Source organism: Vibrio hangzhouensis, assembly GCF_900107935.1.
Taxonomy (GTDB): Bacteria; Pseudomonadota; Gammaproteobacteria; order Enterobacterales; family Vibrionaceae; genus Vibrio; species Vibrio hangzhouensis.
Genome location: NZ_FNVG01000003.1, coordinates 1 through 11,652 on the forward strand (window position 1 = coordinate 1; position 11,652 = coordinate 11,652).

Sequence of the window (11,652 nt, forward strand, 5' to 3'; positions counted from 1 at the left end):
AAATGAAGAAGATTGCCAAGGCCTTATCAATCAGGACGGGCCTGACTTCTTTGCGCTATATTAGTCACAATACCAATTAGTCACAATAACATATGCAATAATATGTGCATTTAGCGATTGAACTTGAGCAATAGAGCCAAAAACAGGTCGTTGCTATGAATAGTACTGTCATGTGGTTTAGTTTGTATACTCAAGTAAACTCAAGATGCGTGTTCAGCGAGAATTACTTGGCTTCTAGGCGCGGCAGTGATTTGAAGATCTAGTGGCTCTAAATCGAAAATCGCTAACAAAGCATATAAGCCAAGTAAACTCGCCCTTTGGGAGCTCATCTTGAGGTCACTTGAGTATATTCTCACCGCACCAGGAGTATGGCTAAACACGTTTGCCACACAACTGGTGAACATAAATGGCGCTTCTAGCTATTCGATCAGTTCGTGTTATTTGCTCTCTGTTTCATATCGCACTCTTATAGCAAATAGGGTCTGAAAGTATTTAAGCCGCTTAGGCTTACTCACTATTGTTAATATGAAGTTCATTTTAACAATTATCATCAGTTGAAATCCCGTTTGTCTTTTCGGTAATACGACGCAAGTGTGATCTCACGCAGCTTAATTCGACATATCCCCAGCACGGAAACGCCAAGATCGAATAATCAGTCATTTCCGTGCGCTATTTTTCTCGTGGTCAAAATATGCGTTTAGAAGCGAGTTTGTTACAAAATTTGCTTAATCAAATGGGGCCTATATTAGTCAGTTCTGCATGACCTCATGTGTCTAAAATCGGCTATGCCCCAGATCTTTGCACTCCAGCAGGGTTAGTTCATTTCTATAGTTTCGTTGAGATTCAGTTAATGTTTTTAAATCAGGCCATTAGGTGTTTTTTCTATCGATGAATGATGTCATCAACCCCTTAGATTAGAACTGACTTTAGGTGTGTGTTTTGACATATTTTCCTTTCTGGAATCCGGAGTTTTCCCTCGGATTAAAAAAGAAAGCGCTTACAAGTAAACGGTTTCTTTATAAACATTATTAACAAAAATGCATCAACACCAAGGGGATCACAAATATTTACACAAATAAGCATCACAAATATTTATGTGACTTCTGTCGGATAATTTTTTATTTCACTTTGTAAAATAAAAAACAGTCGAGGGACAACATTCGACTCAATTTAAAAGATCAATTTTAAAAAAATCGCACTAATTATTTGATTAGATATAGTTTTTACCTGGGGGTACAACATATGAACGTTTTCGGCACTATGCAGAAAATGGGTAAATCTCTAATGCTACCAGTGGCGTGTATGCCAGCGGCGGGGATCTTACTTGGTATCGGTGGTAACACCGAAGTGGCTAAATTCTTACCTGATATTGTCGCACAGATCATGACCGAGGCCGGTTTGGGTGTGTTTGCGAACATGGCACTTTTATTTGCTATCGGTGTAGCACTTGGTTTCACAAAAAATGACGGTGTTGCTGCATTGGCTGCTGCACTGGGTTACTTAACCATGTCTCGCGTACTGGGCGTTGTAGCAGAAGGTACAGACGTAGGTGTATTTGGTGGTGTTATCATGGGCTTAGTGGCAGCACAGCTGTTCAACAAGTACCACAACATTAAATTGCCGACTTACCTTGGCTTCTTCGGTGGTAAGCGCTTCGTACCAATCGTGACGTCTCTTGCTGCGTGTTTTGTTGCTGGCTTCCTGGCGATCATCTGGCAACCGATTGGTGCAGGTATTGCTGCATTCTCTCACTGGGCGGCGTATCAGTCTCCTGAACTTGCGTTTGGTATCTACGGTTTCGTAGAGCGTTCACTCATCCCATTCGGTCTACACCACATTTGGAACGCACCATTCTTCTACGAAGTAGGTTCATTCACGACTGCTGCTGGCGAAGTCGTAACAGGCGAAATCCCACGTTACCTTGCTGGTGACCCTACTGCGGGTAACCTGGCTGGTGGCTACATGTTCAAAATGTTCGGTCTTCCTGCTGCGTGTCTGGCAATGTACGTAACGGCTAAACCAGAGAACAAGCTAAAAGTGGCTTCAATCCTGGGTTCTGCGGCGCTAACGTCTTTCCTAACAGGTATCACTGAGCCAATCGAATTCGCATTCCTATTTGTTGCTCCAATCCTATACGTTGCTCACGCACTGATTGCGGCTACTGCATTCCCTGTGATGATCATGCTTGGTATTAAGCACGGTACAACTTTCAGTCACGGTCTGTTCGACTTCACGCTACTGTTCGGCAACTCTTCAAACGGTATGCTTCTAGTGGCGATGGGTCTGGTCTATGCAGTTATCTACTTTGTTGTGTTCACGACTCTTATCAAAGCAATGAACCTGAAGACGGTTGGTCGTGAAGATGAAGACATGGGTGAGATGGCTGAGCTAGAAACGTCAGAGCAAGCACAACTTGTACTGGAAGCGTTTGGTGGCAAAGATAACATTGAAGCTATCGATGCATGTATCACTCGTCTGCGCATGACAGTAAAAGATGAATCAAAAGTAAACAAAGAGCGCTTGAAAGAGCTGGGTGCGACTGCGGTTGTTCGTCCTTCTGAAAATAATCTACAAGCTATCTTTGGTACTCACTCAGAGATTCTTAAAGGAGAGATTGAACCTCTTCTATAAGTCCCCGAAACAACTACATGAATGCTCCTGTAGTCGTTAACCCCACTCTTAGGAGTGGGGTTTTTCATTGTATGAACAGCCGCCGACTTTCTAGGCCCCTTTTCGTTAGTCGTGGGTATGGAAAATTTGTTCGGTTTCTAGCGAAGTGAAGGAGCGGATTTGGCGCCATATATAATAGAAGATGCCAAACATCATCAGCATGCTAGGAATCGCAATCGCAGGGTAGCTATACAGCGTGAGTTTGCCTAGTTCTTCATTGAACGCAGCCGTTCCTGCTGGACTGGTGACAATCCAGGTGGCGAGAAAATAGTTCATGGCTGAAGAAAATGCAAAGGTACTTGCGAACAGGTAATTCGATGCCATTAGACAGCGCTCAAACGCCTCTGTTTTACCATTTTGCTCTAAGCGTTCATTGATTAGCGACAGGTTGAAGATAGTGTCATTGAGCAACATCTTTTGCATCATAGGGTAGCGAGTAAATGTAGAGCCCAATACCGCGAGACCAATCAATCCTGGGATCAACGCTTCTTTTAATGCCAGCCAACGAGTATCTAGTTCAAGCAGTCCAATACCACCGGTCAATAGCACACTGACAAAGCCTAGCGCGGCAATGAAATTAAACTTCTTATTACGGATCAGATCCATCCCGCCATAGAGCACAGGAAACAGCAGAGCGACAACCAGCGCCATCGCCGTACCTAGATGCTCATCACCACTAAACTTCATCAGAATAAAAGAGGGGATAAATACGTTGAATAGGATTTCAAATAGGGGATTCGACTTCTTCGTGGTTGTATTACTCATAATGATTTGCTGACTCAAATTCGTTACTACTTTTTTATCTAGGAATTGCAGTGTTCATTGCCTTGAGCAAGATGTAAAGGATTAAACGTTCAACTTGTATAGACGAGTGTAATAGTTTTTATCAATACGCATGCGGTGACGCTTAAGTTTCAAGAGCTATTGAGCCGTTCAGTTGAGTAGGATTGCTGAATGCAGTAGCCAGATTGCCCATTGTTTTCGTCCAGACAATAGCCACAGGCACGTTATCTAACGGACAGTTTACTTAAAACCTATCTCGCAATTTTAATAGGGTTTTGTTGTGGGGATAAATTGTCACCACTATCATTTAAACGCGGTAAACGATATTTAACTTATTGCTTATGATTTGTTAGTTTCAAGTCTGTGGGAGGATGATGTGAACAGTATATTGGTTGTTAGAAACACACGGTTAGTTTTAACTATGTTATCTACCTTACTATTAATTGCATGTGGCGGTGGTGGAAGTGGCGATGGTGGCGCTAGTGATAGTACGGTACGGTACACAGGGATTGCCGAAAATGCTGCTATTACCGAGCAAAGCGCGGAGACCCTGATAAACGGTGCATATATGGGAATGCCTGATGACGCCACTATTCCAATAAGTACCCATTCGACAGCAGAGGTACGAGCGGTGCCTTCGATTCAGACCAATGCTTCACAGAACTTTCTACCGCTATCTGGCGCCTTTAAAGATGTGACCGCTTATTTATCTACAGTGCATGAAATACAGCCACAAACTGTTCAAACAGAATCTGAGGTAATCTACGGTAGCTGTGGTGGCAGTGCAACGATCACCATTCATATCGATGACAGCAACGGAGATTTTAATGGTGCTATGCAAAGCAATGATTATTGCGAAAGCAATACGATAATCATAGGGACGATTTCTTTTTCCGGTAGTATTGATCTGGATACTTTAGAACAGAATAGTATTAATACTGTGTCTAATTACCTGGTTAAAGATAACAACACCGGTAAAGTGTATAAGGTTGAAAACATCAGTATGTCTCTAATTACGTTTGCAAGTTATGTTGAGATGAGTATTCAGGGCGGGCGTTACTATCACCCTGACTACGGTTATGTTGTCCCTGAGACCGTTCAACCCTTTGTACAATATATCGGTGATATTATGCCCTCATCCGGTGAGTTTACAATCACAGGAGCGCAGCAAAGCCAAGCCAAGTTAACGGTACATAGTATCAATGACGTAGAGATAACTGCTGATGCTGATGGTGACGGTGTGTTTGAATGGAGTTCAGGTAACCTTTATTAAAGATTCAGTAAGGAGAGGATTCAGGACCCTTATTGAAAAGGCTTAGTACCGGACTAGCAAAGAAAAAGGCGCATGAATTTCCTGAACAAATAGTAAACAGCTCCAAAATTATTTGTTGGAGCTGTTTACTCGTCAGAACGCGTTCGAGTTCATTTAGAACCCTAAATGTGTGCAGTTCGAAATTAAGCCGGTTTAATATTCTGATTCATCCTGAAAAAGTTAGTCGGATCATATGTCTTCTTCACTTCCTGAAGGCGCGCGTAAGTCGGGCCATAAGCGGATTCAACACGCTCGGACTCGTCCTGCGTCAGAAAGTTAACATAAGCACCACCGCTCGCAAATGGCTTGGTGTCATTGAAAAACTCGCGAGCCCAATGAATACAACTTTGATCCTCTTCTGCAGAATCCCATCGAGCATGTACGTTTAACACATAGTTTGCATCCCGGCATGAATATGCCATCGATTCAGGGGCCGGCTTACCTGTCGCACAACCAATGGAAGCAATAAATATTTCACACTGATCGGATGGTAATTTACCTGCATAATCAATGACAGCGTTGATGGCATCGCCACTTAGCTGAGTAAAGTTATGCGATTTCCAGTAATTTCTTGCTCCGGGAGTAAGAAGCGGATCAAAGGCTTGCTGCCATTCAGCAAAGGGCTGAACGCCAACATGCTCACCGTGAGGAGTGCCAAATTGACGAAGCGGTTCAATAAGTTTTTCCCCTTCGGCCGGGTCCCCTACATAACACAGCGCAAGGGCAACGATTTCTTTGCCATGTACTTCCTCGGGTAGGAACGGGAGTGGCGGCGCTTTGCGGGCCACCATCCAGACACTCAATTCTTCAGGAGCGCTCTCGGTGAAGCGGGCGAGTTGCGTGATGACGGATTTCGCTTGATGGAATGGGAATACGATTAATCCACTGAGTACATCGGGCCCAACGGGATGCAGTTGGTATTCAAACTGGGTAACAATACCGAAATTGCCACCGCCTCCTCGTAGCCCCCAAAATAGATCTGCATTTTCCGTTTCGCTAGCACGTAATGTTCGTCCGTCTGCAGTGACCACCGTCACAGCGATCAAACTATCGATAGTCATGCCATATTTGCGACTCAGCCAGCCAAATCCTCCGCCAAGAGTAAGCCCTGCTATACCGGTGGTTGAATTGATGCCTACCGGGATCGCTAAACCATATTTTAGTGTCGCGGTATCGACATCCTTTAACGTACAGCCTGGGTCAACTATGGCCCGCTTGGTGTCTGAATTGACTTCAACCTGTGTCATTGGTGAAAGGTCTATCATCAGGCCATTATCACAGAGAGCATTGCCTGCGATGTTATGCCCACCACCTCGAACGGACACCAGTAGTTCATTTTCTCTGGCGAAGTTCACAGCTTTGACGACATCATCAGATGACTGACAGCGAGCGATCATCCCGGGTTTGCGGTCGATCATGGCATTCCAAATTTGACGAACCTCTTCATAGTCTGCGTCTGCAGGCAATAAAAGGTCGCCATCCAGCTGACTTTTCAATTCGCCAGCGTCTAATTTTTCTATGTTTCCCATACGATTCTCCTCATATGCATAAAATGAGCAATCGCGAACATGGAACGGTGAAATTTCCAACGGCGTTCAGAATACTCATTACTAAACAGAGGCTTAATGCCCCGTTGTAGTTTTGAATCTGAACAGTGGTGACTGTATATTAAGACGTGCTATCAGTTAGCTTAGTATATGGAACTCTGCCCGTACAATGTTGTACGCATCACGTGACTGTTCCATGCAATTGCCTTTTTACCTGGCGGAATCAAATTGACGATGGGAATGAGTGTTAACCTGCTTTGCGAAATCCATCTGGCTAGCCAATCTTCAGCTTTACTGATTAAATCGATGGAACTAAATCAACAAGTTACGATCTGATTTTGCTATCCCTATTAATCGTCGTAGTTTCATAGCTAAACCTTGTACAAAATAACCAATAGGAAACAGAACAACAAAGCTCTAATCAACCGTGATTCTCTGACCTTTTGGATTGATGAGGAAGCGTCCGGAAGTAGCCATTGTTTAGAGAAAAGGGACCGGATATAGACCGGACTAGCAAAGAAAAAGGCGCATGAATTTCTTCATGCGCCTTTCTAGTATCTGGTGGCCCCTCGCAGACTTGAACTGCGGACCAATCGATTATGAGTCGACTGCTCTAACCACTGAGCTAAGGGGCCGATAGGTGGATGATTATAGGGGAAGGGACGCTAGGTGTCTAGATACAAGGGGGGGTATTTGCGCTTGCTTTTTAATCACTTAAACCGCATAAAACAAAAAAGGTGAGCTAATGCTCACCTTTTTACTAAATTGCGTCGCGATTACTCGTCCAGGAAGCTGCGCAGGGTTTCTGAGCGGCTTGGGTGACGGAGCTTACGTAGTGCTTTTGCTTCGATCTGACGGATACGCTCACGCGTTACGTCGAACTGCTTACCAACTTCTTCCAGAGTATGGTCAGTGTTCATATCGATACCAAAGCGCATACGCAGAACTTTCGCTTCACGAGGAGTCAGACCAGCAAGAACGTCTTTGGTCGCAACACGTAGGCTTGTCATGGTTGCAGAGTCAACCGGTAGCTCAAGGGTTGTATCCTCGATAAAGTCACCTAGATGCGAATCTTCGTCGTCACCAATTGGTGTCTCCATAGAGATTGGCTCTTTAGCGATCTTCAGTACTTTACGGATCTTGTCTTCTGGCATTTGCATGCGCTCTGCCAACTCTTCAGGAAGAGGCTCACGGCCCATTTCTTGAAGCATTTGACGCGAGATGCGGTTCAGTTTGTTGATCGTTTCAATCATGTGAACAGGGATACGGATCGTACGCGCCTGGTCAGCGATAGAACGAGTGATTGCCTGACGGATCCACCACGTCGCATAAGTCGAGAACTTATAACCACGGCGGTATTCAAACTTGTCAACAGCCTTCATCAGACCGATGTTACCTTCCTGGATAAGATCCAAGAACTGCAGACCACGGTTGGTGTACTTCTTAGCAATCGAAATAACCAGACGTAAGTTCGCTTCAACCATCTCTTTCTTCGCACGGCGAGCTTTTGCTTCACCGATAGACATGCGACGGCTGATGTCTTTGATGTTTTGCACTGAAAGCGATGTTTCGTCTTCAATGATGTTCAGTTTCTGGATTGAGCGACGAATGTCATCTTCGTAGCGCTTAATCTTCTCAGCATAAGGCTTGTCTGAAGCCAGAACTTCATCCAGCCACGCTTCGCTTGATTCGTTGCCTGTGAACAGAGCAATGAAGGACTTCTTCGGCATTTTGCCGTATTCAACGGCTTGGCGCATGATGAGGCGCTCTTGCGTACGAACGCGGTCCATTGACGTACGCAGTTCGTTCACCAGATGGTCGAACTGTTTTGGCGTCAGACGGAACTCTTTGAATACTTCTTGTACTAGTTCGTGAGATTTCGCTACTTGTGGGCTGTCATAGCCGAACTCGTTCACCGCCAGCTGAAGATCCTGATAGGTATTACGAAGTGCAGTGAACTTCTCCAAAGCAAGTTCAGGGTCGATACCTGTATCTTCTTCTTCGTCTTCGCTGTCCGAATCTTCGTCTTCGTCTACGTCTTCATCATCTTCATCTTCAAGATCAGCTTCAGAAAGTTCTGAACCGATGTGCGTAGCTGTCGGTGCCGCTGTCTCTTCTTCGTTTGGATCAACGAAGCCTGAGATCACGTCAGTCAGGCGAAGCTCTTCAGCCTGAACCTTGTCAAACTGTTCAAGGATATACGGGATGGTGCCTGGGTATTCAGCGACAGAGCTTTGAACCTGGTTGATACCATCTTCGATGCGCTTAGCAATGTCGATCTCGCCTTCGCGAGTCAATAGTTCAACCGTGCCCATTTCACGCATGTACATGCGGACTGGGTCTGTAGTACGACCGATTTCACTTTCTACGCTTGAAAGTGCAGCTGCAGCCGCTTCGGCCGCATCTTCATCTGTGATGTTGTTGTCATCATTCAGAGCAAGGTCATCAGCATCAGGAGCAGTTTCTACTACCTTAATACCCATGTCATTAATCATCTGAATAATATCTTCTACCTGTTCAGAATCGACAATTTCTTCAGGTAGGTGGTCATTTACTTCTGCGTAGGTCAGATAGCCTTGTTCCTTGCCTTTAATGACAAGTAGCTTCAGCTGTGACTGCGGATTTTGGTCCATAGACGATATCCAACTTAAGATCTGGTGAAGGAATTTTAGTATGCGAAATGCAAACCACTAATACTAACAAATTTATTCATTGCTGACTAACTGAATTGGGTTACGCTTTTAAGTCTAGCATTAAGGCTAGCAGCTCCCGTTTTTCTTCGACTGATAAGCCGACACTTCTTTCTTTGGCCTGCAGGTTTTCAATTTGCTTTTCAATGCACTGGGATAAAATTTTATCCAATGAATCGATAAATACGTCTTCTTGATTGTCTTCGTCAAGTGGAATGACCCAACTTGCGAGACGAGACAGAAGTGTCTCGTTATTACTTCCACGCCATTGCTCTAATAGCTGGCCTGTAGTCATATGGGGATGCGCTTGACATTTATCAACCACTTCCACGAATAAATTCAGTCCCGGCAGTGACAAATCTCTCACTGAGGACAAATCCGGTACCATTTCAGCATAGCTCGGATTTTGCAAAAGTAGAGCTATCACTTCACGCATTGGTGTGCGTTTTATTTCTTTGTGAGGCAGAACTCGCGTTTCTTGTTGTCCCTGGCGATCGATCAACTGCTGAAGCTGTCGTTCATCCACAAGACCCAGTTTACGCCCGAGAAGTTCTCTCAAGTATAGCCTTAATGTGCCGCCCGGTACCTTCTCAATAAGGGGGACAGCCAAGGTGCTGAGCTTTGCCATTCCTTCTTTGGTTCGGGTGTCCACTTGCTGCATCAGCGACGAGAACATGAATTCTGACAATGGCATAGCATTGTGAACTTGCACTTCGAAAGCTTCTTTTCCGTTCTGACGTATGAACGAGTCCGGATCCTCACCATCGGGCAGGAACATAAACTTCAACTGGCGACCATCGTTGAGATAGGGCAGGGCATTTTCCATGGCACGCCATGCCGCATCTCGTCCCGCCCGGTCACCGTCATAACAACACACGACAGTACTTGTTTGACGAAACAGTACCTGAAGGTGATCACCAGTAGTTGATGTACCCAGAGAGGCGACTGAATAGTCAACGCCATACTGGGCTAAGGCAACTACATCCATATAACCTTCAACCACCAAAACTTGTGGAGGCTCTCTGTAAGCCTGCAACACTTCATAAAGGCCATACAGCTCTTTACCTTTATGGAAAATTGGTGTTTCGGGTGAGTTAAGATATTTTGGCGTGTCGTTACCAAGAACTCGCCCGCCAAATCCGATCACTCTTCCACGTCTATCGCGGATCGGAAACATGATACGACCTCTGAAACGGTCATACCGGTTACCCTTGTCGTTCTCTATCAACATACCACCAGATACAAGCATATCTTGTGTGGCTTTTTGCTGACCAAAGTTCTTTCTGACACTGTCCCATTCATCTGGCACATAACCGATGCCAAACTTCTGGACGATTTCTCCAGAGAGTCCACGACCTTTTAAGTATTCTATAGCGGCCTTGTTTGATGAAACTTTAAGTTGATCTCGGTAGTACTGTCCGATGGTACCCATAAGATCATACAGAGATCGTTTCTGCTCGCTATTGGCTGTCGGCCCTTTGGAGAAATGTCCACTGCTACCACTTCGCTGTTCTCTGGGAACATCAAGTCCCAGTGAAGAGGCCAACTCTTCAATTGCTTCGACGAACTCCAGGCGTTCATATTCCATGAGAAAGTCGATGGCATTCCCGTGCACGCCACAGCCGAAGCAATGATAGAACTGCTTCTCTTGACTGACGCTGAATGACGGGGTCTTTTCGTTGTGGAAAGGGCAGCAAGCACCGTAGTTCTTACCCTGCTTTTTCAGTTTTACGCGCGCGTCAATGACGTCGACGATATCAAGTCGAGCCAGTAAGTCATCGATAAAGCTACGAGGGATAATTCCTGCCATAAAACCTTTTTACAAGAGTAAGATACAAACAAGCCGTGCGTTCCAAAGGATAGCACGGCTTGCTGCAATTTGACTGGGAGATTAAGCGAGTTTAGCGCGAACTAGACCACTTACTTTACCCATATCTGCACGACCTTGAATTTGTGGCTTAAGCACACCCATTACCTTACCCATGTCTTGCATGCCCGCAGCACCTGATTCGGTAATTGCACTGTCAATCAGTGCCGCTACTTCCTCGTCGGTCAGCGGTTGAGGCATGAAATCCTCAAGTACGGCAATTTCAGCTTGCTCAGCTTCAGCAAGATCTTGACGACCTGCTGCTTCAAATTGCGTGACAGAGTCGCGACGTTGTTTAACCATTTTAGTCAGCACAGCAAGAATGTCGTCTTCGCCCAGAGTGATCTGTTCGTCGACTTCACGTTGCTTAATGGCTGCTAGAGCTAAACGAATAGTGCCAAGGCGCGCTTTGTCCTTGGCTTTCATCGCTAATTTTTGCTCTTCTTTGAGTTTGTCAATCAGAGCCATAACGTAGAATCCTATTTGGACCTAGTTATTAGTACAGGCGAACGCGACGAGCGTTTTCGCGAGCTAGCTTCTTAGCGTGACGCTTTTGAGCTGCTGCTTTAGCGCGTTTGCGAACTGTAGTTGGTTTTTCATAGTGCTCACGACGACGCACTTCAGAAAGGATACCTGCTTTTTCGCAAGAGCGCTTGAAACGACGTAGTGCAACGTCGAACGGTTCGTTTTCACGTACTTTAACTACTGGCATATGCCTTTCACCTCAGGGGTTAACTGTTCATTAATGCTGGCGCTTGTATGTCAGAACTAAGAAGTCTCATC

General features: G+C 45.2%; 8 protein-coding genes and 1 tRNA gene. 2 read left to right on the plus strand and 7 right to left on the minus strand.

Features of this window, described 5'->3' with window-relative positions:
* The first annotated feature begins 1,242 nt into the window (after positions 1-1,242).
* Positions 1,243-2,631 carry a PTS transporter subunit EIIC gene (locus tag C4S60_RS03650; protein WP_103878987.1) on the plus strand — a complete coding sequence of 463 codons (1,389 nt, stop codon included), beginning with the start codon at positions 1,243-1,245 and terminating at the stop codon, positions 2,629-2,631.
* 105 nt (positions 2,632-2,736) lie between these two features.
* Here the strand turns inward: C4S60_RS03650 and C4S60_RS03655 are convergent, their stop codons facing one another.
* Positions 2,737-3,435: a VC0807 family protein gene (locus C4S60_RS03655; RefSeq protein ID WP_103878988.1), complete on the minus strand. Its 699-nt coding sequence runs from the start codon at positions 3,433-3,435 to the stop codon at positions 2,737-2,739.
* 394 nt (positions 3,436-3,829) lie between these two features.
* On the opposite strand from C4S60_RS03655, the gene C4S60_RS03660 reads away from it, so the two are divergent.
* On the plus strand, positions 3,830-4,726 hold the full coding sequence (locus C4S60_RS03660) for a hypothetical protein (protein WP_146060846.1): 897 nt from the start codon (positions 3,830-3,832) through the stop codon (positions 4,724-4,726).
* Between the two features lie 182 nt (positions 4,727-4,908).
* Here the strand turns inward: C4S60_RS03660 and C4S60_RS03665 are convergent, their stop codons facing one another.
* The 6 genes from C4S60_RS03665 to rpsU form a co-directional block, all read right to left on the minus strand.
* Positions 4,909-6,294: an FAD-binding oxidoreductase gene (locus C4S60_RS03665; RefSeq protein WP_103878990.1), complete on the minus strand. Its 1,386-nt coding sequence runs from the start codon at positions 6,292-6,294 to the stop codon at positions 4,909-4,911.
* Between the two features lie 577 nt (positions 6,295-6,871).
* Positions 6,872-6,947 (minus strand) — tRNA-Ile (locus tag C4S60_RS03670).
* Positions 6,948-7,088: 141 nt separating this feature from the next.
* On the minus strand, positions 7,089-8,945 hold the full coding sequence (rpoD, locus tag C4S60_RS03675) for an RNA polymerase sigma factor RpoD (protein WP_103878991.1): 1,857 nt from the start codon (positions 8,943-8,945) through the stop codon (positions 7,089-7,091).
* A 100-nt stretch (positions 8,946-9,045) separates the two neighbouring features.
* On the minus strand, positions 9,046-10,812 hold the full coding sequence (dnaG, locus tag C4S60_RS03680; RefSeq protein WP_103878992.1) for a DNA primase: 1,767 nt from the start codon (positions 10,810-10,812) through the stop codon (positions 9,046-9,048).
* A gap of 81 nt (positions 10,813-10,893) precedes the next feature.
* Positions 10,894-11,337 (minus strand): GatB/YqeY domain-containing protein, encoded by a 444-nt coding sequence (locus C4S60_RS03685; protein WP_103878993.1) that lies wholly within the window; start codon positions 11,335-11,337, stop codon positions 10,894-10,896.
* Positions 11,338-11,365: 28 nt separating this feature from the next.
* The gene (gene rpsU / locus C4S60_RS03690) at positions 11,366-11,581 is read right to left on the minus strand and encodes a 30S ribosomal protein S21 (protein ID WP_001145625.1); all 216 of its coding nucleotides are present in this window, start codon (positions 11,579-11,581) and stop codon (positions 11,366-11,368) included.
* Positions 11,582-11,652: the final 71 nt, after the last annotated feature.

What these genes read in the sequence shown, in the direction of transcription:
- C4S60_RS03685 (WP_103878993.1), bottom strand. Translation starts at nt 11,337, where the DNA reads ATGGCTCTGATTGACAAACTCAAAGAAGAGCAAAAATTAGCGATGAAA.
- rpoD (WP_103878991.1), bottom strand. Translation starts at nt 8,945, where the DNA reads ATGGACCAAAATCCGCAGTCACAGCTGAAGCTACTTGTCATTAAAGGC.
- C4S60_RS03665 (WP_103878990.1), bottom strand. Translation starts at nt 6,294, where the DNA reads ATGGGAAACATAGAAAAATTAGACGCTGGCGAATTGAAAAGTCAGCTG.
- dnaG (WP_103878992.1), bottom strand. Translation starts at nt 10,812, where the DNA reads ATGGCAGGAATTATCCCTCGTAGCTTTATCGATGACTTACTGGCTCGA.
- C4S60_RS03655 (WP_103878988.1), bottom strand. Translation starts at nt 3,435, where the DNA reads ATGAGTAATACAACCACGAAGAAGTCGAATCCCCTATTTGAAATCCTA.
- rpsU (WP_001145625.1), bottom strand. Translation starts at nt 11,581, where the DNA reads ATGCCAGTAGTTAAAGTACGTGAAAACGAACCGTTCGACGTTGCACTA.
- C4S60_RS03650 (WP_103878987.1), top strand. Translation starts at nt 1,243, where the DNA reads ATGAACGTTTTCGGCACTATGCAGAAAATGGGTAAATCTCTAATGCTA.